The organism is Massilia sp. BSC265 (genome assembly GCF_000740675.1).
Lineage (GTDB): Bacteria > Pseudomonadota > Gammaproteobacteria > Burkholderiales > Burkholderiaceae_D > Telluria.
In genome coordinates this window covers 67,776-93,709 of the sequence record NZ_JPXI01000018.1, presented here as the reverse complement: position 1 = coordinate 93,709, position 25,934 = coordinate 67,776, and the positions used below count along the sequence as shown (strand labels likewise).

Below are 25,934 nucleotides of genomic sequence, written 5' to 3'. Positions count from 1 at the left end.
ATTTGCTTATATGCGTAACTTGAATAAGCATCTTAAAATGTCGTCTGCTGACGCTTTAACAAGACCAAGACAAGAAAACCGACCACCACAATGAACCTTCACCAGCTGCGCTTCGTGCGCGAAGCCGTGCGCCAGAATTACAACTTGACCGATGCGGCCAAGGCGCTGTTTACCTCCCAGCCGGGGGTGTCGAAAGCGATCATCGAGCTCGAGGAAGAGCTCGGCGTTGACATTTTTACACGCCATGGCAAGCGCATCCGCGGGCTGACCGAGCCCGGCCGGCTGGTCCTGCAGTCCGTCGAGCTGATCATGCAGGAGATCGACAGCCTCAAGCGCATCGGCAAGGAATACGCGGCCCACGACAGCGGCAGCTTCACCATCGCCACCACCCACACCCAGGCGCGCTACATGCTGCCCAAGGTGGTCCAGGCCTTCATGCAGAAGTTCCCGAAGGTGCGCTTGTCCTTGCTTCAAGGGAATCCCAGGCAGATCGCCGACATGGTGAAGAATGACCAGGCCGACCTTGCCATCGCCACCGAATCGATCGCCGCCATCGAGGGGCTGATCACGCTGCCGTGCTACCAGTGGGAGCACGTGCTGGTGGTGCCGCTCGAGCACCCGCTGCTGCGCTCGAAGGCGGTGTCGCTGGAGGAGATCGCCGGCTACCCGGTCATCACCTACGACGCCGCCTTTGCCGGCCGCAGCAAGATCGACCATGCCTTCGGCCTGCGCAACCTGAAGCCGGACGTGCTGCTGGAAGCGATCGACGCCGACGTCATCAAGACCTATGTCGAGCTGGGCATGGGTGTCGGCATCATCGCCGGCATGGCCTTCGACCCGGAACGCGACCGCAACCTGCGCGCGATTCCCGTCGGCCACCTGTTCGGCATGAACACGTCGCGGGTGGCCATCAAGCAGGGCGCCTACCTGCGCAGCTACATCTACACCTTCATCGAACTGCTCGCCCCGACGCTCAACCGCAAGATGGTCGAGTCCGCCATGCGCGGCGGCGAGAATTACGAACTTTAACTGCGACGAACTGTAAAAGTATTAAGGAAACACCATGAGCAACGAACTTGGCAAGAACGCTGTCGCCGACTTCTACACCGCGATTGCGGACCACTACGACGCCCAGTTCCACGACGAGACCGACGAAGACCGCCAGGACGACCTCGACGACGTCGCCGAGCAGGTCGCGGAGCTGATGCGCGGCCATGCCGTGCTGGAGCTGGGCTGCGGCACCGGATATTGGACCGACGTGATCGCGGAGACGGCGCAATCGGTGCTGGCGACCGACATCAGCGAAGCGATGCTGAACGTGGCGCGCGAGCACGGGGAAGGGCTGGAGAACGTGCAGTACCGCGTGGTCGATGCCTTGAACCTTCCGACCGACCTCGGAAAATTCACCGCGGTATTCGCAGGCTTCCTGTGGTCGCATTTCAGGAAGGAGGAGCAGGACGCCTTCATTGCCGGCCTGCGCGCCCGTGTCGGCGCCAATGCGCTCCTGGTGCTGATCGACGACGAATACGTCGAAGGCGCGAGTCCGACGATCGCGCGCACCGACCTGCAGGGCAATACCTGGGCCCAGTTCGTCGACGCGGAAGGCCATCGCCACGAGCTGCCCAAGAACTACCCGACCGACAGCGCGCTGCGCAAGCGCCTCGGCACGGCGGTCCGCGAGATCAAGATCGGCCGCTGGGACAGCTGCTGGGCGCTGACCTGCCGCCTGAAGTGATGCCCGCAGGGATGGGCAGGCCTCCAGTCGCCAAAGCCTCCGGCAGGGACTGTGGCGATGCCGCTATGCAACCCATCCCGTGCCTGCTATATTGTTAAAATACAAAGCTATGCGAGGCAGCATGGATGCGCAGATGGAGCGGGCGGGCCAAGCGGCCAGGGCAAGGTCGGGACTGGAAGCGGGGGATGCATGTGTGCTCCAGATCGGCGGCACTCATCCGGTCCCCCGTCATGTGGCCGGAGGCAAGGCGTATTCCCTCCACCTGCTGGCCTGCGCCGGATTCCAGGTACCTGCCGCGCAGGTCCTGACGACCGGGTTCTTCGCGCCATGGATCGCGCAACTCGACGGCATGCCGGCCTGGAATGCGCTCATCCGTGCCGCGCAGGACGACTGGCCGGCGCATTGCGCCGAACTGCAGGCTGCATTGGAAACGCTCGCCTGGACGCCTGCGCAGGCGCGCGTGCTCGACGGGCTGATGCGCAGACACGCAGCCCGGGATGGCGAAGCGCGCTTCGCCGTGCGCTCATCCTCGCCGGAGGAAGACCTCGATACGGCATCGTTCGCGGGCATCTACCGCAGCTGCCTGGGTGTGCCGGGACAGGACATCGGGCAGGCTATCCGTGCATGTTTCGCATCCTGCCTGGATCTTCCCGTGTTTGCCTACAAGGCTGCGTGCGGTCTGCCGGTGTTTGCGCCAGCCATTGCCGTCATCGTCCAGCAGCAGGTGGATAGCGATGTGTCCGGGGTTGGCTTCTCGATCAATCCCTTGACGAACGACCATGACGAGGCGCTGGTCAGCGCCAGCTGGGGGCTGGGGGACGCTGTTGTCGATGGACGGATCGTGCCCGATCAGTTCATCGTGGACAAGGCCAGCGGGCGCATGCTCGGAAGTATGTTGGGTAGCAAAAAAACCAGCAGCGTACTGGCGCCCGAAGGCGGAACCCGGCAACGTGCAGAACGCCGTGGCGGCGAAGCCTGCCTGCGGCCCGCGCAGCTGCATGCGCTATCGGATGCGCTCGTGCGTATCGAGGCCTTGTTCGGCAGGCCCGTCGACGTGGAATTCGCCTACGCCTCCGGCACCCTGCAACTGCTGCAAGCCCGTCCCGTGACCACCTGGGTACCTCTTGCTGCCGACATGATGTCGCAGCCGGGCGCGCCCCGCACGCTGTACATGGACATCTCCCTGGCCAAGGGCGTCACGACCAACGCTCCGCTTTCGCCGCTGGGGCAGGACTGGCTGAGGCACAGCATCGCCTCGCTGGTGCGCCATTTTGCCGGGGACATCGACTTTCCGCTCGACCGCGCCGATGGATGGCTATGCATCAATGGCGGCCGCATGTACCTGAACCTGTCGCGGATCCTGTGGCTGGCGACACCCCGGCAGCTCGCACGGAGCAATGCACCGACGGACGAATTGCTCGGCCGTACGCTGGCGACGATCGATATCGCACACTACCGTTCGCCGGCCCGGCCCTCGTGGCTGCCGCTGATGCGCGTTCTGCCGCGCATTGTGTGGAAATTAAGGCGCTCGATGTGGCGCAGCCTGCAGGCATTCGTCGCTCCGGAATACGCCCATCGCCGGTACCGCGCACGCGAGCGCGAGCTTATCGCCGCCCTCGCGGAGCCGGTAGGCGACGACACGACACTGCCCGCGCTGCAACGGCAGCTCGGCACATTCATGGTGGAGTCCGTCATCGATACCGCCATGCCCGCGATGATCGCGGGTTTGGGCGCATCCGGCGCCCTGGCCCGCCTCGCGCGCAAGGACTGCGTCATCGAGAAGGAGCTGGTCGGGAAGCTGACGCAGGGCACCAGCGGCAACCTGGTGGTCGAGATGGGGATCGCGATGTTCCGCCTGGCACGGATGCTGCCGTCCACCGACTTCAAGGATCCCGGCCTGCTGGCGCAGCGCATCCGACGTCGCGAGGTGCCCGATGCATTCCTGACCGCGTGGGATCGCTTCATGGAGACCTATGGATGCCGCGGCCCCGGCGAGATGGATTTGGCTAACCCGAGCTACCGGGACGATCCGGCCATGCTGCTGCGCCAGCTGTCTTTCATGACGGGGGCAGCCCCCGAACACGATCCCGAAGCCGCGCACCGGCAGCTGGCAACACAGCGGGAAGAGGCATACCGTCAGCTGCTCCAGCGCTTTGGGCCGGTACGGCGCCTGCTGCTGAAGCGCCTGTATGCGACGAGCAGCCTGTTTGCCGGTACGCGCGACACGCCCAAGTACTTCAACCTGCTTGCACGCCAGCGCATTCGCGAACACGCCCTGGCGACGGGCGCCGAACTGGCGGCAGCGGGCCGGCTGGACCGCGCAGACGACATCTTCGGACTGTCCTATGCCGACCTGGAAGCGGGCACACACGGCGCAGACGCATGCTTGCGGGACCGCCGCCGGGAGCGCAGCAGCTTTCTCGACCTGCTGGCACGCCAGGTCACGCGCTTCCCGGCGCTGATCGACTCGCGCGGCCGCATCCTGCGTGCTCCTCCGTGCGCGGGCCAGGCAGGCCGGCTGAGCGGGTTTGGGATATCTGCCGGCATCGTGCGGGGGCGCGTGAAATGCCTGCGTACGGCGCATGAAAAGGAGGTGGCACCGGGCGACATTCTGGTGGCGCACACGACGGATCCGGGCTGGACGCCGCTCTTCGTCAGCGCGGGCGCCATCATTCTCGAGGTTGGCGGCGTGCTGCAACATGGCGCGCTGGTGGCACGCGAGTTGAACAAACCCTGCGTGGCAGGCATCGACGACGTGTTTGCGCATCTGCGCGACGGCATGCTGGTGGAGGTCGACGGCGAACACGGCACGGTGTCGATCATCGAAGCGGTCTGAAGGCCGCCGGAGAAACTGCGTGGTATCGGACACTGCTGCTACACGGGCGCCCACGCTCGGGATTGCAGCCGAGCGCGGGCGCCATTGGCAGCGTCGGACATCCGGCTCAGGGCAGCATGCGCACCGAGGGCTCGCGTGTCCACAGCCGCTTGCCGGCCGCCGCCACGAAGTCGCGGGCGCTTGATGCGGGCATGATGCCGTCGTCGGCCTTCACGCCGGCGACCTGCAGCAGCCCCGCCGCGCCGCTGTCGTGTGCGATGGCCTTCAGGTGGCCGTAGGCGTCGCGCACGAAGTCGATCGCCGCGGATTCGCCCGCCAGCTTCTTCGTTCCTTCCTCGGTCAACACCAGCGCCACCGCATCGACCAGCACCGACGGCGTGCCGGACAGCTGGCCGTCGGCCGCCAGCCAGCTGCCGTCGCTCAGGCGTGCGCCGCCCACCTTGGGCGCCACCAGCTTGACCTTCACGCCCGCCGCCTCGGCAGCGTCGCGCAGCGCCGTGATGGTGGCGGCGTCGGAACCGTCCGAAAACAGGATGCCGATGCTGCGTCCTTCCGGCGAACCGGTCATCTTGCCGATCAGCTGGAGGGCGGGCGAAGGCGGCAGCTCCCGGACCGGCGCGGCAGTCGGGGGCGCCGGCGGCAGCTCGGTCATGCCGAGCCCGTCGGCCACCCGTTCGGCCAGCGATCCGTCGATATGGCGCAGGTGGCCGACCATGGCTTCGCGAATATGGACGTGCTCGACCTTGGACAACTCGAACACCAGGGCCGAGGCCAGGTGGGCCTGCTCGAGGTCGGTCTGGCTGATGTAGAACTGGCGCGCCTGGCTGTAATGGTCGGCGAAGCTTTCGGGGCGAATCCGACCCTTGTTGCCGGTGTCCGCCGGCGTGGCATGGCTGCGGAAACCGCGCACCGGGTCTTCGCGCGGCGAAGTCGGATCGAGCGAGCTCGGTTCATAGCTGACGCGGCCCTTGGGCACCCGCATCTGCATGTGGCCGTCCCGCTGGTGGTTGGCGAACGGGCACTTCGGCGCATTGATCGGCAGCTGGTGGAAGTTGGGTGAGTTGTGACGCAGGATCTGCGTGTCGAGATAGGAGAACAGGCGGCCTTGCAGCAGTGGATCGTTGCTGAAGTCGATGCCGGGCACGACGTTGGCGGGGCAGTAGGCGACCTGCTCGGTCTCGGCGAAGAAGTTATCCGGATTCCTGTCGAGCACCATGCGACCGACCACGGTCAGCGGCACCAGTTCTTCCGGGATCAGCTTGGTTGCGTCGAGGTGGTCGAAGGGGAAGGTGTCGGCCTGTTCCTGGGTGAACAGCTGGACCGCCAGCTCCCACTCCGGGAACTTGCCGGCCTCGATCGCTTCGTACAGGTCGCGCCGGTGATAATCCTGGTCGGCGCCGGCGACCTTGACGGCTTCGTCCCAGATGTGGGACTGCATTCCCAGCTTGGGACGCCAATGGAACTTGACGAAGGTGGATTCTCCCTTGTCGTTGACCAGCCGGAAACTGTGCACGCCAAAACCTTCCATCATCCGCAGCGAGCGCGGGATGGTGCGGTCCGACATGGCCCACATGATCATGTGCATCGACTCGGGCGTGAGCGAGATGAAATCCCAGAAGGTATCGTGGGCGGCGGTCGCCTGCGGATAACCCCGGTCCGGCTCCATCTTCACGGAGTGCACCAGGTCCGGGAATTTCATGGCGTCCTGGATGAAGAACACCGGGATGTTGTTGCCGACCAGGTCCCAGTTGCCTTCCTGGGTGTAGAACTTCACCGCGAAGCCGCGCACGTCGCGCGGGGTGTCGATCGAACCACGGCCGCCCACCACCGTGGACAGGCGGACGAAGACAGGGGTGCGCACCCCGACTTCGCTCAGCACGCGCGCCATCGTGTAGTCGCCCAGCGAGCGGGTCAGTTCGAAATAGCCATGCGCGCCGGCGCCGCGCGCGTGGACGATGCGCTCCGGGATGCGCTCGTGATCGAAGTGCATCATCTTTTCGCGGAAGACGAAATCTTCCAGCAAGGTCGGCCCGCGCGCACCGGCCGGTCTCAGGGAATTCTGGTTGTCGGCGATCGGGACGCCCTGGTTGGTCGTGAGTGGCGGGTGGCTGCCGCCGGCGCGCTGGTGCAGTTCGCCTCCCTGGCCGGTCTCGGCATGGGCTGCGGATGGCTGTCGCGGACTTGCTTTGGTGTCGTTCATGAATTGGCTCCTTGGTGTCCAGAAAGGGAGTGGACATGGCTGGGCCATGTCCGTCATGCACTTGCTTGCTAGTCATGCCCCGCGGCCGGCGCGGTTCGACGCGCCGGGCCGGCTGCTCCGCGATCAGCGCGCCGTGTCGGGCGCTTCGAAGTCCAGGGTGTTGGTGTCGGTATCCGTGGCCAGCGGCGCGCCCAGCAGCTTCAGCCAGACGAAGCCGGCGACGCCCGCCACCAGCGAGGCCACCAGGATCGCCATCTTGGAGGCGTTGATGGTCTCGTTGGCGCCCACGAAAGCCAGGTTGGTGATGAAGATCGACATCGTGAAGCCGATTCCGCCCAGCAGGCCGGCGCCCAGGATGTGGCGCCAGGCCAGGTCCAGCGGCAGGCGGCACAAGCCGAGCGACACCGCGGCAAAGCTGAACAGGAAGATGCCGACCGGCTTGCCGGCGACCAGGCCGAGGATGATGCCCAGGCTGTTCGCGCTCAGCAGTTCCGTGGTCCAGCCGGCGCCGATGATGATGCCGGTGTTCGCCAGCGCGAAGATGGGCAGGATCAGGAAGGTCACCGGCTTGTGCAGGATGTGCTCGAGTCGGTGCGAGGGCGATTTGGCATCGTCTTCCTTGCTCGAGTACGGAATCGCGAAGGCCAGCAGCACGCCGGCGATGGTTGCGTGCACGCCTGACTTGAGCATCAGGAACCACATCAGCGCGCCGCCCACCAAATAGGGCAGCAGCGCCATCACACGCAGCACGCGGTTCATCGTCATCAGGCCGGCGAACACGGCCAGCGCGCCCAGCAGGTAGAGGAAGGACAGGTCGGTGGTGTAGAACAGGGCGATGACGATGATCGCCCCGAGGTCGTCCATCACGGCCAGCGCCGTCAGGAAGATTTTCAACGAGGCCGGCACCCGGCTGCCGAGCAGGGCCAGCACGCCGAGCGCGAAGGCGATATCGGTTGCCATCGGGATGCCGACGCCGGCCTGGGTGGCGGTGCCGCCGTTCAGGCCGAAGTGGATCAGGGCCGGCACCGCGATGCCGCCCGCGGCGGCCAGCATCGGCAGCATCGCGTTCCTGAGGTCGGACAGCTCGCCGTTGTACAGCTCGCGCTCGAGCTCGAGGCCGATCAGCAGGAAGAAGATGGCCATCAGGGCATCGTTGACCCAGTGCTCGATGCTCAGTCCCGCCACGTACTGGTGCCAGAAGCCGATGTAGGCCGGGCCGAAGGTCGAATTGGCGACGCCGAGCGAGACCAGCGTGCACAGGATCAGGATGATGCCGCCGGCCTTGCTCGATTCGGTGAATTCCTTGAAAGTCTGGGAGAGAGGGCGCTCGATGCGGATCATGCGGTCCTCCGTGCGCGGAGGCTTGGGACTGCGGGAGCTGGGACGGCGGAATGGCTGCTGTTCATATGGTCGCGAATAAGCCGCGTGGCGGCCCGACCATCGCGCATCCTGCCGTACCGGAATTGGTACGAACACCCGCAGGCAAGTATAGCAGAAATGGCAAGCGGCCGCAGCGTACGGGGCGCGGCCGCTCGAGACGGGGGCTTAGCCGGTGGTTTCGGTCGCTACCGTGCCGCCGGTCGCCTTGCCCTGCTGGGCCTGGCTTGCGCGCTGTACCCAGTAGTCGGCATTCTTGATGCCCAGCGCCACCGGATCGAAGACCGGGTCCTTGCCCTGGGCTTTCTGGGCTTCGTAGTCGCGCAGGCACTTGAAGGCCACGTTACGCATCAACAGGATCGCGATAATGTTCAGCCAGGCCATCAGGCCCACGCCCAGGTCGCCCAGCGCCCAGGCCGCGTCGGCGGTGCGGATGGTGCCGTAGAAGGTCGCGCCGATGATCCCGAGCTTGAGCAGGAAGGCCATCCAGGGACGGCCGGTGCTGCGGTTGATATAGGCGATATTGGTTTCGGCGATGTAGTAGTAGGCCACGATCGTGGTGAAGGCGAAGAACACCAGGGCGATGGCGACGAACAGCGCGCCGAAGCCGGGCAGGATGTTCTCCAGCGCGGTCTGCACATAGCCCGGACCGGCCGCCACGCCCTGGATGCCGGTGAACATGGGGGAGCCGTCCGGCGCCTGCACGTTGTACTGGCCGGTAATGAGGAGCATGAACGCGGTGGCCGAGCACACGAACAGCGTGTCGACGTACACCGAGAAACCCTGTACCAGGCCCTGCTTGGCGGGGTGGCTGACTTCCGCGGCGGAGGAAGCATGCGGGCCGGTGCCCTGGCCTGCTTCGTTCGAGTACACGCCGCGCTTGACGCCCCACTGGATCGCCATGCCGAGGATGGCGCCGAAGGCGGCGTCGGCGCCGAAGGCCGAGCTGAAGATCAGCGAGACCACCTCCGGCAGCTGGCCGATGTGCAGGACGACGACGATGCAGGCGACCACGATGTAGCCGAGCGCCATGAAGGGAACCACGAACTCGGCGAAACTGGCGATGCGCTTGACGCCGCCGAAGATGATGAAGGCCAGCGCGATTGCCAGCAGCGCGCCCGTGGTGGTGGTCTCGACGCCGGCGGCGGTCTTCAGGCTCTCGGCGATCGCGTTGGCCTGCACGCCCGGCAGCAGCAGGCCGGTGGCGACAATGGTCACCAGCGCGAAGATCACCGCGTACCACTTCATGCCCAGTCCCTTCTCGATGTAGAAGGCGGGACCGCCGCGGTATTGCTTGTTGATCGATTCCTTGTAAACCTGGCCGAGGGTGGACTCGACGAAGGCCGAGCTGGCGCCGAGGAAGGCCACCATCCACATCCAGAACACCGCGCCGGGCCCGCCGAAGGTGATGGCGGTGGCGACGCCGGCGATGTTGCCGGTGCCGACGCGTCCGGCCAGCGTCATGGTCAGGGCCTGGAAGGACGAGACACCCTGGTCGGAGCTTTTCCCTTCCATCAGCAGGCGGCTCATTTCCCGCACGTGGCGCAGCTGCAGGAAGCGGGACCGGATCGAGAAATACAGGCCGGCGCCCAGGCATAGCGCGATCAGCGCCGTGCTCCAGACGTATTCGTTAAGGGTGTTGACCAACTCATTCATGTGCTTTTTTTCCCCGTAGCAAGGAGATACGGGCTTTGTGGGCCCGTCTTCGTGTTATGGACACGGCCGGAAACGCTGCCCGGCCTCTCGTGGATAGCAAAGATACATGAAGAGTTAACCGATTCCTATCGTTATTTTCGGCTGCGCCCGCCATGCCTCGGAATCGTGCGCTCCACGCGCCGGCAGGCAGCGCTGCAGGGCAAGCAGGCACGCTTTCGGTGCGCCAGCCGGTGGCCGTCAATGCAGCCGGATCGGTGCGACTGTCGTCCCGTCCCGCACTTCGATGGCCGCGTCGTCGAAGCCTGGCGGGCCGAAACGGCTGGCGGCATCGCGGCTGAAGCCGTAGTTTTCCTTGGGGATGCCGATGAAATTGCGGTCCAGTTGGCCGTTCGCGTTTTCGTCCTGGTAGGCCAGCACCGCCCAGGTGCCGGCCGGGATGTCCTTCAGGCTGACCACGGTCTCGCCGGCCTGGGCCGGCACCGAGGCGCTGTAGGCGCACTGCTTGAGGAAGCGCTCGCGGTCGCATACGGCGACGTTGACCTTGCCCTTGCCGCCGGCGACGTTCGTGACCCGCACCTCGACGGTGGCGGCGGAAGAGGGCAATGCCGCCGGCAGCAGGGTACAGGCGAGCACGGCCGCAGGTGCGGCGGAAAGCAGGGCGCGGAGCAGGTGACGCATGGAGGTCCTTTCGTTGATCGTGGGTGGGTTTGCTTGTACCGTCGCTGAACCGCAGCGGGGACGTTTGTCATTTGCGCGGGCCCGGGCCTGTGGTAGGCTCGACATATCTTTTCGAACCTGATCGCACCATGCTGCTCAACGCCCTCATCGTCGTGCTCACCGTCGTGCTGATGGAAGTGTTTTCCATCGTCGCGCACAAGTATGTGATGCATGGTTTCGGCTGGGGCTGGCACCGCTCGCACCACGAACCGCGCACGGGGTGGTTCGAGAAGAACGACCTGTACGCGGTGGTGTTCGCGGGCGTGGCGATCGCACTGATCTGGTTCGGTACCGAAGGCGCCTGGCCGCTGCAGTGGATCGGCGCCGGCATGACCGCCTACGGCGCCTTGTACTTCGTCGCCCACGACGGCCTGGTGCACCAGCGCTGGCCCTTCCGCTACACGCCGCGCAGCGGCTACCTCAAGCGCCTGTACCAGGCCCACCGCATGCACCATGCGGTCGAGGGCAAGGATGGCGCGGTCTCCTTCGGCTTCCTGTATGCGCCGCCGGTCCATAAGCTCAAGCAGGCCTTGCATGCGCAGCACGGGGGACGTCCACCGCGGCGCCAGGACGCTGCCACAGCGCCGCAGGACGCGTCCGTACCGCAGGATCACTGAAGCGCGAGCCAATGGCGCTTCCGGCGCCCTTTGCCAGCAGCCACAGCTTCGTCGCCTTGGTCGTGCCGGCGCGCTCGTCCCAGGCGTGCGGCCCGCGCCGCTTCACCTCGATGCCGATCTGCCGGTAGACGTTGCGCGCGCTGGCGATCGCCCAGGCCGAGCGCAGGGGCAGGGCGGCGATGCCTTCGCTGGCCGAGTCATAGTAGGGTTCAGCATGGTCCACCAGCCGTGCCGCCACTTGCGCCAGTTGCGCGCGGTGGCGCGGTTCGGCCAGCGCAGAGGGCGGGATGCCCGCTTCGCGCAGCCACTGCGCCGGCAGGTAGCAGCGGCCCATGCGGGCATCCTCGACGATGTCGCGCGCGATGTTGGTCAGCTGGAAGGCGAGGCCCAGGTCGCAGGCGCGGTCCAGCACGCGCGGATCATGGGCGCCCATGATCGAGGCCATCATCAGCCCGACCACGCCGGCCACGTGGTAGCAGTAGCGCAGGGTATCCTCGATGGTTTCGTAGTGCGTCTCCTGCACGTCCATGGCGAAGCCGGCCAGGTGGTCGAGCGCGAAGCGCGGGTCGATGCGGTGGCGCAGCGCCACTTCCTGGAAGGCCGCGAAGGCCGGGTCTCGCATCGGCTCCCCAAGGTAGGCGCGCCGGGTCTGGTCTGCCAGCACGGCCAGCTTGGCGGCCGCATCATGCGGCGCGCTGGCGGCGACATTGAAACCGAGCTCCTGGCCATCGACGACGTCATCGCAATGGCGGCACCAGGCGTACAGCATCAGCACGCTGCGCCGGGTCGCCGGGTCGAACAGGCGCGCCGCGGCGGCGAAGCTCTTGGACCCGACCTCGATGGTGCGGGTGGCATGGTCCATCAATGCTTCGCTCATGCCCGCAGCTCCTGCACGGCTGGCATGACGATGCTGGACTGCGCGGCTTCGCCGATCATCAGCCCGGCGGTCGCCTTGGCCGAGCCGATCACGCCCGGTACGCCGGCGCCGGGGTGGGTGCCGGCGCCGACCAGGTAGAGGTTGGCCAGCTGGCTGTCGCGGTTGTGCGGGCGGAACCAGGCGCTCTGGGTCAGGATCGGCTCGAGCGAGAAGGCCGAGCCGAGGTGGGCATTGAGCTGGTCGCGGAAGTCCACCGGCGTGAAGAAGCGGCTGGTGACGAGCTGGCTGCGCAGGCCCGGCATGTAGCGCTGCTCGAGGTAGTCGAGAATCCGGTCGCGGTAACGGGGACCCTCGGTCGACCAGTCGATCGGCGCATTGCCCAGGTGCGGCACAGGCGCCAGCACGTAGTGGCTGCCGCAGCCGGGCGGGGCCAGGGACGGGTCGGTCACGCAGGGCGCGTGCAGGTAGAGCGAGAAGTCCTCGGCCAGCTGCTGGCCCTGGAAGATGTCCTTGATCAGCTCGCGGTAGCGCGGACCGAAGCAGACCGTGTGGTGCTGGAGCTGGTCGTGGTGCTTGTCGAGCCCGAAGTAGAGCACGAACAGCGAATTGCTGAAGCGCTTCCTGCGCAGGGCTTCGCCTTGCGCCGCGCCGCGCGGGTGCTGGCCGAGCAGCTTGGCATAGGTGTGCACCACGTCGGCATTCGAGGCGACCGCGTCGGCGCCGAACAGGCGGCCGTCTTCCACCCGCACCCCGGTCACGCGATTGCCCGACGCTTCGATCTGCGCCACCGGGGCGTTCAGCTCGATGCGCCCGCCGATGTCCTGGAACAGGCGCACCATGGCGCGCACCAGGGCGCCGGTGCCGCCGCGCGGGAACCATACGCCCCATTGCCGTTCCAGTGCGTGGATGAGCGTGTAGATCGAGCTGGTGGCGAAGGGATTGCCGCCCACCAGCAGCGAGTGGAAGGAAAAGGCCTGGCGCAGGTGCTCGTCCTGGATGAAGCGCGCCACCATGCCGTACACGCTGCGCCAGGCCTGCAGCCGCGCCAGCTGCGGGCCGGCGGCGATCATGTCGCGGAAGGACAGGAAAGGTACGGCGCCGAGCTTCAGGTAGCCCTCGTCGAACACGGCCTTCGAATAGGCCAGGAAGCGGCGGTAGCCTTCCACGTCGGCAGGATTGCGCGCGTGGATCTGGCGGTCGAGCGACTCCTGGTCGTTGGCGTAATCGAAGTGGCTGCCGTCTTCCCAGCACAGGCGGTAGAAGGGCGTCACCGGCATCAGTTCGACGTAGTCGGTCATGCGCTTGCCGGCGACCGTGAACAGCTCCTCGATGCAGGAGGGATCGGTAATGACGGTCGGGCCGGCGTCGAAGACGAAACCTTCGTCCTCGTAGACATAGGCGCGGCCGCCCGGCTTGTCGCGTTTTTCGAGCAGCGTGACCTGCATGCCGCTGGCCTGCAGCCGGATGGCGAGCGCGAGGCCCCCGAAGCCGGCGCCGATCACCACGGCCTGTTTTCCTCCTTCGATGCGGTCGCGCGCCTGCTCGCATTTATGCTCGTTCATGCTGGTTTCCTGATCTGGTCGGGGTGGATCTTGCATGCCGCTGCCAGGGCTTGCGCCACCGGCACCGGCGGTTTGCCGCTGAGTAACCGCGCCTTGTCCGCCAGGCGCGGCCGACCGGCATAGAAGCGCGCGATCAAGGGTGCCGGCAGGCGATAGAAGCGCTGCATCACGCGCCAGCGCTGCTCGGGGCGGCCGGCGAGGAAGAGCATCCGGTTGAGCAGGCGGAAGAAGCGCTGGCCTTGCCATTCGCGCCGCGCTTCCTCGCGGATCGCCGCGAACAGCTGCGGCGCGCCAAGGTCGGGCAGGGCCGCGATGCGCTCGGCCAGGCGCACCGCATGCGGCAGCGAATAGCCGGTGGTCGGATGGAACAGGCCGGCGCGCAGGCCGCTGCTGGGCTGGCCGGCCAGGTCGTCCCAGAAGGCGTCGAAGTCGCCGGCCAGCACGATCGGCAGCGAGCCGTGTTCCTCGCGCAGCACCTCCGCCACTTGCCAGCCACGCGCCTCGGCATAAGCCGCGATGTTGGCGCGCAGCTGCTGCGGCTGCCAGGCGGCGCTGTCGACGTAATGGGTGTCCTCGACCAGCACCCGGTCCGGGCCGAAAGGCAGCAGGTAGACGAAGCGGTAGCCGCCCTGCTGTTCGACGGTGGCGTCCATGATGGTCGGGTGGGTCAGGCCGTGCGGCGCGGCCAGGCGCAGCTCCTGGCCGAGGAAGGTCTGGTAGCCGAGCGAGAGCCGCTCGGTCGGGCGCATGCCGCGCCCGTCGATCACGGCGCGCGCCTGGATGACCTGGCCACCCGGCAGGCGCACGCTGGTCGGCGTGACGGCGTCGATGCGCACGCGGGTGAGCAGGGCGGCGCCGAGCGCCGGCTCGATCACGCGTGCGAAATCGCTTGAGGCAATGCTGGCGTAGCCGCCTTCGAGCGTGCGCGCCAGCTCGGGGAAGGCGACGTCGTAGCGCGGCCAGCGCCGCGTGACGAGCGGGGCGATCCAGGCCCCTTGGTCCGGGCTCAGGTCGCTGTCGTGGAAGGACCAGGTGTGGTTGCCGCCGATGTGCTCGCCTGCCTCGAGCAGCAGGACGCGCAGCTCCGGGCGCAGGCTGCGCAGGTGCCAGGCCAGCAGGCCGTTGGCGAGTCCGCCGCCGGCCAGCACCAGGTCGTAGTCGACATTGGAGGCCATGGGCTTATCCAAGGGAGGCGGCGTCCATGGCGAGCGGCTGACGCGCGTCCCGCAGCGCCGCCTCGATGATGTCGGCCGCGCGCACCGTGCCGCCGGCGCCGGCCACGCTGCGGGCCAGCGCGTCAAGGCGCGCGGCAAAGTGGTCCTCGGCGAGCAGGCGACCCAGCAGCCGCGCCAGGCGCGCGCTGCCGGTAAAGCGCGCGGAAGCCTTCAGTCCGATGCCCGCATGGACCACGCGCGCCGCGGTGCCCGGCTGGTCGAAGGCGATCGGCAGGGCCAGGATCGGCGTGCGGGCGGCGATCGCATCCATCACCGTATTCGACCCCGCGTGCGAGACCACCGCGTCGGCGCGCGCCAGGACCGCCTGCTGGTCGGCGAAGTCGCAGACCCAGGTGGCGCCGGCCTGTTCCAGCAGGCGCTCTTGATGGGCATCCAGGCCACCGCAATGGGCAACCAGCAGCTGAACGTCGAGCGCGCGGCAGGCATGAGCAACTCGTTTGAACAGCGCCAGGCGCCCGCCCTGCATGGTGCCGAGGGAGGCGAACACGAAGGGACGGTCGGCCGCGATCGCGGGCATGGCCTGCCGGGCCGGGCTGCCGGCGCGCCTGCCGGTGGGGCGCAGCGGACCGACGTGGTGGAAGTGAGGCGGCAGCGCGCGGCGCGGGAAGTCGAAGGCGGCCACGGTCTGGCTGACCTGGGCCAGCGGCGACAGGCATTCGTGCAGGCCATCGCGCGGCTTCAAACCGAAGCGGCGCGCATTGGCCGCGATGCTGCGCCGGTGCGGCGCCATCATCCAGTCGTAGACGCGGGTGCTGCCTTCGTAGATGGCGCGCGCACGCTCGTCCTCGGCGTAGTCGAATGGCATGACGGGCAGCGGGATGCCCGGTTCGCGGTTCACCGGCAGTGCGCAGGCCACCGAAACGAAGGGCAGTCCGAGCCCTTCGGCGACCAGTGCGCCGGCTGCTTCCATCTGGTCGGCGATGATGGCGTCGACCCCGAGGGCGTCGATGGCGCGCGGCAGTTCGCGGCACAGCATGTCGGTGCTGCCCGCCATGTCGAGGATGACGCGGCGCAGGCCGAGCGGACCGCCGGGATTCGCGGCACGCTGCAGTACGGCCGCCAGTGAACCGGGGGGATGGGTGCTCGCGCCCACTGCGTGGAAGCCGGCGCGCGGATCGCTGACGTAGGCGCTCGCATCGGGCCGGTGCATGAAGGTGACGCGGTGGCCGCGCTCGACCAGTTCGCCGGCTAGCGCGCCCAGGGCGCTGAAATGGCTGTAGAACGCGGGTGCGACGACCCCGAAGTGCGCCATGCGATGTTTCCCCAGTTTCAGTTCACCAGCACTTCGCGGCTGCGCGCGTTGTCGGCAACCTGCACGGCGCCGTCGGCAGGAAAGTGCAGGCGCGCGCGGCCCTGTGCGAACAAGCCCGTCATAAAGCGGCTGGTGGCGGCCCCGGCGCCGAGCGCATCGTTCAGGTGGCGTTCGGCGTCCTGCAGGTGCCTGGCCAGTCGGCGCTGTGCCTCCTCGATGCCGAGGGAGGCGAGCAGGGTGGCCTTGCCGAGGTCCTTGCCGGTGTCCTTGCCGCTTTCGGCGCCGGTAAGGGCAATGTCCTTGCCTGGCAGGTCGAGCAGGTCGTCGCGGATCTGGAAAGCGTGGCCGGCCGCCAGCGCGAAGGCGCGCAGCGATGCCGCCACGCGCTCGTCGGCCTGGCAGATGATGGCCGCCATGTCGACGGCGACGCCGAGCAGTACCCCGGTCTTGAGTTCGTTGGTGGTGGCGATGGCGTCGAGCGTGCGCGCCCCGCCGTGCAGGTCCTCGCCGTGCAAGTCCTGATATTGGCCGCGCACCAGGCCCTGGCTGCCGACCGTCTCGGCCAGCTTGGCAACCAGGCGGGCCCGGGTGACGGGGGGAATGTCGCCGGCGCTCGCCAGCACGCCGAAGGCGCGGCTCAGCAGCGCGACCGACGCCAGGATGGCGACATCCTCGCCGTACTGGACATGGACGGCTGGCTTGCCGCGCCGCAGTTGGGCGTTGTCCATGCAGGGCAGGTCGTCGAGCACCAGCGATGCCGCGTGCACCAGTTCGACCGCGCAGGCGACGTCGACCAGGGCCGGCGAGCTGCAGCCGAGGTCGCGCGCTACCAGCATGACCAGCAGCGGGCGCATGCGCTTGCCCGCGCTGAGTGCGCTTGCGCGCATGGCCGCGCTCAGCAGGTCGGCCTGGTCGCCCGACTCGGCCAGCAAGATGGCCATGCGCTCCTCGACGCGTTCGCGCAGTGCGAGCAGGCCGTGCGGATCGTGCTCGTCGCCTGCTGCCATGGCGAAGCCATTGATGGAAGCGTTCAAGGCTCCATTGAACCGCTGTGACTTTCTTGCCATGTGCTACCCCCTTATCGTCGAGAGCCAGGAACAGTAATTGCCAAATTTGCCGACGATCATACCGGAAGCAATGTTGAGCATTAGTTAATTGTTTCAATTGTGCGCACCGTTGTTGAGGTGCATGCGTGCTCCAGCCTGCGAACCACCGCATTGATGTAGCAAACATATTAAACTTGAAATTTAGGCCAGAGTCGCCCACGCCGGAACGGGTCAGCGGGTCAAGCCCGGGACGAAGCTTGCCTTGCGGAGCTGGGCGGGGGGAAAGAAAAAAGGCCGGCAAGGCCGGCCTTCTTCAGGTACGCGGCCTGCGCCGCGCGGGGGAAGCTTAGAACGAGTGGCGGACACCCACGTTGAACACGCGCGGATCGGCGCCCAGGGCGGTCGCCGGCGGAGCCAGGGTCACCGACGACGAGGTGATGCCGAAGGCGGCGCGGCCGTTGTTGCGCAGCTGAGCGTAGGTGGTGTAGATGTTGGTACGCTTCGACAGGGCATAGGTGTAGGCCAGCGTCACGGTGTTGCCCTTGGCGCCGGTTTCGATTTTCTGCTGCTGGAAGCTCAGGAAGAACTTGTTCGGGCCGGCGGTGTAGGAGCCGCCGACGGTGGCGTTCTTGTACTCGTTGTTGGCGCCGGTCGGGTTGGCCACCAGGTAGCTGCCCTTCAGCTCGAACGCACCCATGGTGTAGCCGGCGCCGAATGCGTATTCCTTGTCGTCGCCAGTCGCCAGGCGCTCGAGCTGATGGTAGCCGGCACCCAGGTACAGGGCGCCAGCCTTGTATTCCAGCGACACGCCCATCAGGTCGCCCGACGGGTCGACGGCGCGCTCGCCGGTCGAGTAGGCTGCGTTGACGGTGAAGCCGCCGGCTGCGTTGCTCTTGTAGTTGACCGAGTTGGCCAGGCGGCGGGTCAGGCGGCCGGTGGTGAAGGCCGACAGGTTGCTGCCGTACAGGCCCTGGCCCAGCGCGTCGCTGGCGGCTGCCACGGCGGCGATCGGGCTGTATTCGCGGCCGACGGTCAGGGTGCCGAAGTTGCCTTGCAGGCCGACCACGGCGCGGCGGCCGAACAGGGTCGAATCGGCTGCGCCGGTATCGAGGGCAAGGCCGGCTTCGATGTTGAACAGCGCTTTCAGGCCATTGCCCAGGTCTTCGGTACCGCGGAAGCCGATGCGGCTGCTCGACTGGTTGCCCGAATTGACTACGGTACGGCTGTCTTCACCCGGTGCGTCGGTGTCTTCCACGCCGATCGATGCGTCCATCACGCCGTAGATCTGGACATTGGTCTGGGCGTTGGCGAAAAGTGGCAGGGAGGACAGCAGCGCAGCTGCCAGGTACTTGAACTTCATGAAGAGCTCCTTTGGTTTGGACAGGGTGTCGAGTTCTCAATAAACTCAGATCGACGCGGATATTACCTAGCGAATATGTCTACTTAATGACATGTTGCTATGTGACATCCTGATATGCCAAAGGAGCAAAGCAGCATAGGCGCTGGCCGTTCAGTTGTTGGCATCCTCCCCGATGATGCGGCCGGCCAGCGGCAACACGATCTCGATGGTGGTGCCGGACATGCCTTCGCTGCTGATGGTGATTTCGCCGTGCATGGCCCAGACCCGCTCGCGCATGCCCACCAGGCCGAGCGACGCCTTCTTTTCCATGTCTTCGGCACGGATGCCGCGGCCGTCGTCGCGGATGTTCAGGAGCAATTCGTCGTCGGTGCGGTCGAGGTTGAGTACGACCTGGGTCGCCCCCGCATGGCGCGCGATGTTGGTGAGCGCCTCCTGCACGATGCGGAACACGGCGGTGCTGGCGGTATCGTCCAGGCGTAGCTCGGCTTCTTCGGCCAGCAGGGTGCAGGCAATACCGTGGCGTTCCATGAATTCTTCGCGCAGGCCCTGCAGGGCGAAATACAGGCCGCCTTCGTCGAGCGCGCGCGGGCGCAGGTTGGTGGCAATGCGGCGCAGCGAGGCGATCGCCATCAGGAGGTTGCTTTCCATGCCCTCGATCAGGCGCTGGCTGGGTTCGGGCAACTGGTTGTTCCCCTGCAGCAGGGTCAGATCCATGCGCAGCGAGGCCAGCAGCTGGCCCAGGTCGTCGTGCAGCTCGCGCGCGATATGGGTGCGTTCTTCTTCGCGGATGGTCTGCAGCGCCGAGGACAGCTGGCGCAGCTGGTCGTGCGAGCGCGCCAGCTTTTGCTGTACCAGGTGGCGTTCGGAGACGTCGCGCAGGATCACGGTGCAGACCTCGTGCCCGTCATGCTCGACGGTGGAGATCGAGCCTTCGATCGGGAACAGCTGTCCGTTGGCGCGGATGCCGGTCACGGCGTAGTCGGTGGCGCGCCGTCCAGCGCGCCCGCCGCCGGTCGGGAAGTAATCGTAGGGCGAGTGGGCGTTGCGCCCCGGGGGCTGGATGAAGCGCGCCAGCGAGCTGCCCTGCATGGCGCCGACGCTGCTGGCAAACATCTGGGCCGCGGCCGGATTGGCGAACAGGATGACGGCCTCTTCGTCGATGGAAAGGATGGCGTCGCTGGCGCTGTGCACGATGCGGCGCCCGTCGAAGGCGCGCACCGGGCGGTGTACGGCGCGCGCACGGCGCAGCGCAGCGACCGCCTGGCCAGTGCAATACCCGCCAAGGAACGAGAACACGAGAACTGCCGTGCCCGGGCCGCGCCGGCGGAGGCGTCGATGTGGTGTCCGCTGTGATGTCATGCAGGCGCTGCAGGGAAAGGCCCGTGGAGGCCGGGAGCTCTACATTACGGCGTGGGGGAGGGGGTGGTGTTGATGCGAGACAAAGGGGGGCGGAGTGGGGGCGGATGGTCCTTGACGGCGCCTGGGTCCATGCCCGTCGCAGGCGCCGCCGGCGCCCACGCACCCTGCAAAGGCGGGCGGGCCGCCGATCACATCTGCTTGAACAAATGCAGGAAGCTCCGGCTCACTTCCAGCTTCTCCGGCCTTCCCTTGACCAGCACCAGGTGCCTTCCGCGGATGTCGCGCGTCACACCCTCGATCGCATTGACGTTGACCAGGGTGGCGCGGTGGATCTGCCAGAACAGCGAGGGATCGAGCTCTTCGGCCAGGTCGCGCACCGGCTTGCGGATCAGGGCCTCGAAGCTGGCGGTCTGCACGCAGGTGTACTTTTCGTCCGAGCGGAAGAACAGGATGTCTTCCACCGGGATCATGCGCAGGTCCTGGCCGATGCTGGCCTGGATCCACTGCAGGTGCTTCGGCTTCGGCGAGGCGATCTTCTCGGCCAGCTGCGACAGCATCGCCTGCACGCTGTCGTTGACGCCGGCACGGTCGTTCGGGCGTTCCAGGCGCTGCTTGAGGCGATCCACCGTGATCTTCAGGCGTTCCGGCTCGGTCGGCTTGAGGACGTAGTCGATCGCGCCGCGCTCGAAGGCTTCGACCGCGTACTGGTCGTAGGCGGTGACGAACACGATCTGGCTGCGGTCGCCGATGTCGCGGGCCGCTTCCATGCCGGTCTTGCCGGGCATGCGGATGTCGAGGAAGGTCAGGTCCGGCTTGAGCTGCTCGACCAGTTCCACCGCTTCCTCGCCGTTCTTCGCTTCGCCGAGGATCTGCAGCTCCGGCCAGGCCTCGGACAGGCGCAGGCGCAGCTGGTCGCGCATGAGGCGTTCGTCATCGGCGATGATCGCGGTAGGTGCGGCAGATGCGGCGGCGGTAGGCATGGTCGTCCCTGTAGCTATGATGATGATTGTTTGATTATTCAATGAAACAGCGCGGCAGGCAAGCACCGGCCGGGGGCAGGCCGGGCACGGCATGCAAGACGGGTCAGCTCGACTTGGCGAGCTGGTAGGGCACCTCGATCATGGCGATCACGCCACTCGGGCTGTTGGCCGCGATGTGCAGCTTGCCGGCCTCGCCGTGCAGCAGCTTGAGGCGGTCGCGGATGGTCTGCAGTCCGAGGCCGGTGCCGTCGCTCGGTACTACCCCGAAGCCGACGCCGTCGTCGGTGACGGTGACGAGCAGCTTGCTGTCCACCACCTCGGCCTGGATCTTGAGGGTGCCGCCTTCCGGCTTGCATTCGAGGCCGTGCTTGATGGCGTTCTCGACCATCGACTGCAGCATCATCGGCGGGAAGGCCGCGCTGCGCAGGCCGTCCGGCACCTGCATCACCACGGTCAGGCGTTCTTCCATGCGCATCTTGAGCAGGGCCAGGTAGGCGGTGACCATGTCCACTTCGCGACCGAGGCCGGTGACGACGGCGTTGTCGCGCATCTGCGGCAGCACCGCGCGCAGGTACTGGATCAGGCTGCGCTGCATGGCCGAGGCACGCGGCGGGTCGACCTGGATCAGGTGTTCGACCGAAGCGAGGGTGTTGAACAGAAAGTGCGGCTCGACCTGGGCCTGCATCATCTGCATCTTCGTTTCCGACAGCTGGCGCTGCATGGCTTCGCGCTCGGCCGCCGCGTTGGCCAGCTGGGATTGCGCTTCGGCGCGCTTCTTGCCGCCAACCAGGGCCTTGGTGCCGAACAGGGCCAGCACGAACAGCAGCACGAAGTTCATGAACCAGGTCGAGGCCTGCTTGTGGTAGCGCGATACCTTCTGCTCGGCGGCGTCTTCCACGGCCGCGTCGATGGCGTTCGACAGTTCCTCGCTGATCTGCGGCGGCAGCTCGATGTGGACCGATTCGCCGCTGCTGCCGGCGGCCGGGACCGGCGGAGCGCTCGGCGCCGAAGGGGCGGACGGCGCGTCGGGGGCACCGGGCGCGTCAGGCGGGCCTTCGACGTCTGGAGGGACGGGTGGCGCGGGCGGTTCGGTGGCGCCGCTGCGCGGCCGGTTGCGCGGATGGAAGCGGATGCCGCTCTCGTCGATCAGGATGGCGGCATCGCTTCCGCGCCGGTCGCGCTCGGCGCGCGAGACGTATTCTTCGCCAGGGCCCGAGAACAGTTCTTCCTGCAGGATGGCGCCAGCGGTCAGGGTCAGGATCGCAAACAGGAAAAACTTCCACCACGACAGCTGGGTGACCCAGGTCGCCACGGCGTCGAAGCCGCGGTAGAGCCACGACAGGACGCTCGAAAAATAATGCGGGTTAGTGTTCCTTGCTTGCATGTTGGTTTTCGCTCTCGGTGCAAGCGGCGAGTGTACCTCTTCGCCGCCTCCGCGCGCCGGAAATACAACATTTTCGGCGTCTACAACTGTTGGGATGATGCAACTTTACCTGTCGCCTTCTCGCATAGCCAGTGCTGTGCGACAGCCTGCACGATCCGGGGAATGAATTGCGTCCAGACCAGCCAGGATGCGCCACCGCAAAGGCTGACAATCGGAAACATTGCAAGGTATGATCTTTTGGACCTGCGTTATCCTGGCGCGGTCCCGCTTTCCGACTCCAGAAAGGAAGTGCAGATGTCAGCCGACCACCAACAATTCCGACTCGTAACCCGCAGCGACTTCGACGGCCTGGTGTGCGCGGTGCTGCTGAAGCACCTCGACCTCATCGACGACATCCTGTTCGTGCATCCGAAAGACATGCAGGACGGCAAGATCGCAATCAGCGCACGCGACATCACGACCAACCTGCCCTATGTACCGGCGGCCCACCTGGTCTTTGACCATCATGTATCCGAGACCATCCGCAACATGGGCAGGCGCGAGAACCACATCATCCACCCCGAGGCCCCCTCGGCGGCCCGCGTGGTCTACGACCACTACGGCGGCGCCAGGACCTTCCCGGCCGCCTGGAACGAGATGATGGCGGCGGTCGACAAGGGCGACTCGGCCCGCTTCTCGCGCGAAGAGGTGCTGTTCCCGCAGGGCTGGAATCTGCTGAACTTCCTGATGGACGCGCGCACCGGCCTCGGGCGCTTCCGCGAGTTCCGCATCTCGAACTACCAGCTGATGATGGCGCTGATCGATTACTGCGCGAAGCACGATCGAGGAGATCATGGAGCTGCCCGACGTGCGCGAACGCACCACGCTGTACTTCGAGCACAGCGACGCTTGCCGGGAGCAGATCCGGCGCTGCGCCCGCGTCCACGGGAACCTGGTGGTGCTGGACCTGCGCGACGAGGAGGTGATCTATGCCGGCAACCGCTTCATCATCTACGCACTGTTCCCCGAGACGAACATCTCGATCCACGTGCTGTGGGGCGTAAAGCAGCAGAACACCGTGTTCGCGACCGGAAAGTCGATCCTGAACCGGACCTCGAATACCAACATCGGCGCCCTGATGCTGGAATACGGCGGGGGCGGGCACGAGAACGCAGGCACCTGCCAGGTGGACAATGAAATGGCCGAGGACGTGCTCGGCGCCCTGATCAACCGCATCAACAAGGACGGGTAGGGGTGATCTGGTCCACTGGACCAGATCACCCCTACCGGGCGTGGTTGCGCTGGTCGAGCATCCGGCGCACCGCTTCGGGCGCCAGCGGTTCGCTGAACCATTGCCCCTGCAACTGGTCGCAGCCGTGCGAGCGCAGGAATTCCACCTGCGCCTCGGTTTCCACCGCTTCGCCCACCACCGCCAGGTCGAGGTTGTGGCCGATGTCGATCAGGGTCTTGGCCAGGCAGCTGCGGCCGCCCTCGCGGGCAATCTCGTGCACTGCCGCCTTCGACAGCTTCACCTGGCGCACCGACAGCTGGCGCAGGAAGGACAGGTCGGAAATCCCCTTGCCGAATTCGTCGAGCGAGAGCGCCACGCCGGCCTCGCGCAGCTGGGCCGACAGGTCGCGCCCGAGCCCCGGATTGCGGATCAGGTCGGCCTCGGGAATCTCGATTTCCAGGCTCCCTGGCGGCAGCCCGTAGCGCTGCATGCGCTCGGCGATGCCGGGTATGAAACCGTGCTGGCTGTACTCGCGATGCGAGACGTTGACCGACACCGGCAGGCCGGTATAGCCGAGCTGGCGCAGCTCCTGCAGGAAGGCGCATGCCTGGTCCAGCACCCAGTTGCCGATTTCGATCATCTTGCCCGATTCCTCGGCCTCGGCCAGGAAGGCGGCCGGCAGCATGACGCCCTGTTTCGGATGACGCCAGCGCAGCAGCGCCTCGAAGCCGCGCACCTTGCCGCTGCGCGCATCCATGCGCGGCTGGAACAGCAGGAACAGCTCGTCGTGCTCGATCGCGCTGCGGATGCTGTCGGCCAAGGCAGCGCGCTTCTGGCTGGCCGAGCGCATCTCGGGCGAGTAGAAATGCACGCCGCCGCCATTGCCCTTGACGTGGTACATCGCCATGTCGGCTGCGCGCACCAGCTCGGCCGGCGTGGCGCCGTCCTGGGGGAACAGCGCGACTCCCAGGCTGGCGCCGACCGGGATCTCGTTGCCGCCGAAGGCCACGGGCGTCGTCATCGCGCGCCGCAGGCGCTCGGCCATGCGCAGCGTAAAGCGTACCGAGGGCTGGTCGACCAGCACCAGCACGAACTCGTCGCCCGACATGCGCGCCACCGTGTCGCTGTCGCGCACGGCAGCCTGCAGCCGGCGCGCCACCACCTTGAGCACCACGTCGCCGGCCTCGTGGCCGAAGGTATCGTTGATGGTTTTGAAGTTGTCCAGGTCGACGAGCACGGTCGCCACCATCGCCCCGTGGCGCTGGGCCAGGTGCACCGCGTGGTCGAGGCGGTCCCACAGCAGGGTGCGGTTGGCCAGGCCGGTGAGGGGATCGTGGTTGATCTCGTGCTCGAGGTGCTCGGTACGCTGCTTGGTGGCCGTGACGTCCTGCAGGATGCCGATGAAGTGGGTCACCTCGCCATGCTCGTCGCGCACCGGGGTGATGTTCAGGTCGTTCCAGAAGATCTCGCCGTTCTTGCGCATGTTGCGGAAGACGACGTTGACCGGGCGCCGCTCGGCCAGGGCCAGGCGCACCTGGCTGCGCTCGTGGGTGTCGAAGTTTGGGGCCTGCATGAAACGCGCATCGTGCCCGATCGCCTCGGCAGCCGGATAGCCGGCGATGCGTTCGAAGGCCGGGTTGACGTATTCGATGATGTTGTCGCTCCCGACACAGCGGGTGATGACGATGCCGTTGCTGGCCGCATGCAGCGCGCGTTCGCTCAGCAGCAGCTGGCGCTCCTTCTCGCGCCGCTTCGCGATGTCGATGCCCATGCCGAACAGGTACTGGTCGCCGTTGCAGGCGACGCGCGCCCCGCCGACCAGCATCGGGGTTTCGCGCCCGCTGCGCGACACATAGTTCATCTCCATCGAGACCTCGGCGCCTTCCTCGAATACGCGCCGGATGTTCTCGGCGGCCAGAGGACGGTCGCGTGGTTCGAACATGTCCATCACCTGGGCCGCGGCGAGCTCGTCCGGCGTCATTTCGGTCAGGCGTTCGAGGTTGTGGTTCCAGAGCAGGAAGCGGCCCTCCCGATTGAGTGCGTAGAAGGTGCCGGGCAGCAGGTCGACGACCGCGGACAGGGGCGTATCGCCGACGCGTTCGGCTTCGGAAACCGATTCCGACGGCGTGATGACGACGCCGGCGCTCCATCCGTGCGGTTCGCCGTCGGCGCCGTACTGGCGCAGCAGGGTCAGGGTGGCGAAGCCTTCGCGCCCGCCGGAGAAGCGCATCCGGATGCGCCCGCCGCCGGCAGCGGCCAGGGCAGGCCAGCGCGCATTGTCGGCGACGAGCTCGGTGAGGGCCCGTCCCGGCGCTTGCCCAGGGGTCCAGCCGAACAGCTCGGCGCATGCGGGATTCCAGGTCGCGACCTTGCCTTCGTCATCGGTCAGGAAACAGACCTGCGCGGACGGTTCGATGATGGACATGCCTGCACCCTTCGCGAAAAACGCTTGTGGGACATTCAGCTTACACGCCTTCGCAAGGGGAGGGCGCAAGACAAACAAGCCACGGCGAGCCGTGGCTTGTGGGATA

General features: G+C 66.7%; 18 protein-coding genes and 1 pseudogene. 5 read left to right on the top strand and 14 right to left on the bottom strand.

The window, feature by feature from the left end; translation table 11 throughout:
* Positions 1–90 precede the first annotated feature (90 nt).
* The 3 genes from MA09_RS02870 (at position 91) to MA09_RS02860 (ending at position 4,571) form a co-directional block, all read left to right on the top strand.
* Entirely contained in the window at positions 91–1,029 is a 939-nt protein-coding gene (locus MA09_RS02870; protein WP_036245242.1) for a CysB family HTH-type transcriptional regulator, read from the top strand.
* A gap of 34 nt (positions 1,030–1,063) precedes the next feature.
* Positions 1,064–1,735: a class I SAM-dependent methyltransferase gene (locus tag MA09_RS02865; protein ID WP_036245240.1), complete on the top strand. Its 672-nt coding sequence runs from the start codon at positions 1,064–1,066 to the stop codon at positions 1,733–1,735.
* 121 nt (positions 1,736–1,856) lie between these two features.
* On the top strand, positions 1,857–4,571 hold the full coding sequence (locus MA09_RS02860; protein ID WP_161783188.1) for a PEP/pyruvate-binding domain-containing protein: 2,715 nt from the start codon (positions 1,857–1,859) through the stop codon (positions 4,569–4,571).
* Between the two features lie 106 nt (positions 4,572–4,677).
* Here MA09_RS02860 and MA09_RS02855 read toward each other — a convergent pair whose 3' ends face one another.
* From MA09_RS02855 to MA09_RS02840, 4 genes are all read right to left on the bottom strand, one after another.
* The gene (locus tag MA09_RS02855; protein ID WP_036245235.1) at positions 4,678–6,771 is read right to left on the bottom strand and encodes a catalase; all 2,094 of its coding nucleotides are present in this window, start codon (positions 6,769–6,771) and stop codon (positions 4,678–4,680) included.
* A gap of 123 nt (positions 6,772–6,894) precedes the next feature.
* The gene (nhaA, locus tag MA09_RS02850) at positions 6,895–8,112 is read right to left on the bottom strand and encodes a Na+/H+ antiporter NhaA (RefSeq protein WP_036245233.1); all 1,218 of its coding nucleotides are present in this window, start codon (positions 8,110–8,112) and stop codon (positions 6,895–6,897) included.
* A gap of 204 nt (positions 8,113–8,316) precedes the next feature.
* Positions 8,317–9,804, bottom strand: a complete 1,488-nt coding sequence (locus MA09_RS02845; RefSeq protein WP_051933110.1) for a sodium:alanine symporter family protein — start codon at positions 9,802–9,804, stop codon at positions 8,317–8,319.
* A gap of 237 nt (positions 9,805–10,041) precedes the next feature.
* Positions 10,042–10,482, bottom strand: a complete 441-nt coding sequence (locus tag MA09_RS02840; protein WP_051933109.1) for a DUF2141 domain-containing protein — start codon at positions 10,480–10,482, stop codon at positions 10,042–10,044.
* Between the two features lie 128 nt (positions 10,483–10,610).
* Between MA09_RS02840 and MA09_RS23975 the strand changes: the two genes are divergently transcribed.
* Positions 10,611–11,138 (top strand): sterol desaturase family protein, encoded by a 528-nt coding sequence (locus MA09_RS23975; RefSeq protein WP_081897383.1) that lies wholly within the window; start codon positions 10,611–10,613, stop codon positions 11,136–11,138.
* Here MA09_RS23975 and crtB read toward each other — a convergent pair.
* The 9 genes from crtB to MA09_RS02795 form a co-directional block, all read right to left on the bottom strand.
* Entirely contained in the window at positions 11,041–12,015 is a 975-nt protein-coding gene (gene crtB / locus MA09_RS02835) for a 15-cis-phytoene synthase CrtB (protein ID WP_036245229.1), read from the bottom strand. The genes MA09_RS23975 and crtB overlap by 98 nt on opposite strands.
* Complete coding sequence (locus tag MA09_RS02830) at positions 12,012–13,577, bottom strand: phytoene desaturase (protein ID WP_051933108.1); 1,566 nt, start codon at positions 13,575–13,577, stop codon at positions 12,012–12,014. Before MA09_RS02830 ends, crtB begins: the two co-directional genes overlap by 4 nt.
* Entirely contained in the window at positions 13,574–14,752 is a 1,179-nt protein-coding gene (gene crtY, locus MA09_RS02825) for a lycopene beta-cyclase CrtY (protein ID WP_036245226.1), read from the bottom strand. Before crtY ends, MA09_RS02830 begins: the two co-directional genes overlap by 4 nt.
* A 4-nt stretch (positions 14,753–14,756) precedes the next feature.
* Positions 14,757–16,064 carry a glycosyltransferase gene (locus MA09_RS02820; RefSeq protein ID WP_036245224.1) on the bottom strand — a complete coding sequence of 436 codons (1,308 nt, stop codon included), beginning with the start codon at positions 16,062–16,064 and terminating at the stop codon, positions 14,757–14,759.
* A gap of 17 nt (positions 16,065–16,081) precedes the next feature.
* Positions 16,082–17,098 carry a polyprenyl synthetase family protein gene (locus tag MA09_RS02815; protein WP_081897382.1) on the bottom strand — a complete coding sequence of 339 codons (1,017 nt, stop codon included), beginning with the start codon at positions 17,096–17,098 and terminating at the stop codon, positions 16,082–16,084.
* A gap of 358 nt (positions 17,099–17,456) precedes the next feature.
* Complete coding sequence (locus MA09_RS02810) at positions 17,457–18,470, bottom strand: porin (protein WP_036245222.1); 1,014 nt, start codon at positions 18,468–18,470, stop codon at positions 17,457–17,459.
* A gap of 150 nt (positions 18,471–18,620) precedes the next feature.
* Positions 18,621–19,766, bottom strand: a complete 1,146-nt coding sequence (locus MA09_RS02805) for an ATP-binding protein (protein ID WP_229440530.1) — start codon at positions 19,764–19,766, stop codon at positions 18,621–18,623.
* Between the two features lie 251 nt (positions 19,767–20,017).
* Positions 20,018–20,809: a LytTR family DNA-binding domain-containing protein gene (locus MA09_RS02800; protein ID WP_081897381.1), complete on the bottom strand. Its 792-nt coding sequence runs from the start codon at positions 20,807–20,809 to the stop codon at positions 20,018–20,020.
* 103 nt (positions 20,810–20,912) lie between these two features.
* Complete coding sequence (locus MA09_RS02795) at positions 20,913–22,193, bottom strand: sensor histidine kinase (protein WP_036245216.1); 1,281 nt, start codon at positions 22,191–22,193, stop codon at positions 20,913–20,915.
* Between the two features lie 294 nt (positions 22,194–22,487).
* On the opposite strand from MA09_RS02795, the pseudogene MA09_RS02790 reads away from it, so the two are divergent.
* Positions 22,488–23,424, top strand: a pseudogene (locus tag MA09_RS02790) (exopolyphosphatase).
* Between the two features lie 31 nt (positions 23,425–23,455).
* On the opposite strand, the gene MA09_RS02785 reads toward MA09_RS02790, so the two are convergent.
* Entirely contained in the window at positions 23,456–25,828 is a 2,373-nt protein-coding gene (locus MA09_RS02785) for an EAL domain-containing protein (RefSeq protein ID WP_036245214.1), read from the bottom strand.
* Positions 25,829–25,934: the final 106 nt, after the last annotated feature.

Coding starts and splice junctions, on each gene's coding strand:
- crtB (WP_036245229.1), bottom strand. CDS start 12,015: ATGAGCGAAGCATTGATGGACCATGCCACCCGCACCATCGAGGTCGGG.
- MA09_RS02820 (WP_036245224.1), bottom strand. CDS start 16,064: ATGGCGCACTTCGGGGTCGTCGCACCCGCGTTCTACAGCCATTTCAGC.
- MA09_RS02860 (WP_161783188.1), top strand. CDS start 1,857: ATGGATGCGCAGATGGAGCGGGCGGGCCAAGCGGCCAGGGCAAGGTCG.
- MA09_RS02840 (WP_051933109.1), bottom strand. CDS start 10,482: ATGCGTCACCTGCTCCGCGCCCTGCTTTCCGCCGCACCTGCGGCCGTG.
- MA09_RS02800 (WP_081897381.1), bottom strand. CDS start 20,809: ATGCCTACCGCCGCCGCATCTGCCGCACCTACCGCGATCATCGCCGAT.
- nhaA (WP_036245233.1), bottom strand. CDS start 8,112: ATGATCCGCATCGAGCGCCCTCTCTCCCAGACTTTCAAGGAATTCACC.
- MA09_RS02830 (WP_051933108.1), bottom strand. CDS start 13,577: ATGAACGAGCATAAATGCGAGCAGGCGCGCGACCGCATCGAAGGAGGA.
- crtY (WP_036245226.1), bottom strand. CDS start 14,752: ATGGCCTCCAATGTCGACTACGACCTGGTGCTGGCCGGCGGCGGACTC.
- MA09_RS02845 (WP_051933110.1), bottom strand. CDS start 9,804: ATGAATGAGTTGGTCAACACCCTTAACGAATACGTCTGGAGCACGGCG.
- MA09_RS23975 (WP_081897383.1), top strand. CDS start 10,611: ATGCTGCTCAACGCCCTCATCGTCGTGCTCACCGTCGTGCTGATGGAA.
- MA09_RS02810 (WP_036245222.1), bottom strand. CDS start 18,470: ATGAAGTTCAAGTACCTGGCAGCTGCGCTGCTGTCCTCCCTGCCACTT.
- MA09_RS02870 (WP_036245242.1), top strand. CDS start 91: ATGAACCTTCACCAGCTGCGCTTCGTGCGCGAAGCCGTGCGCCAGAAT.
- MA09_RS02795 (WP_036245216.1), bottom strand. CDS start 22,193: ATGCAAGCAAGGAACACTAACCCGCATTATTTTTCGAGCGTCCTGTCG.
- MA09_RS02865 (WP_036245240.1), top strand. CDS start 1,064: ATGAGCAACGAACTTGGCAAGAACGCTGTCGCCGACTTCTACACCGCG.
- MA09_RS02785 (WP_036245214.1), bottom strand. CDS start 25,828: ATGTCCATCATCGAACCGTCCGCGCAGGTCTGTTTCCTGACCGATGAC.
- MA09_RS02855 (WP_036245235.1), bottom strand. CDS start 6,771: ATGAACGACACCAAAGCAAGTCCGCGACAGCCATCCGCAGCCCATGCC.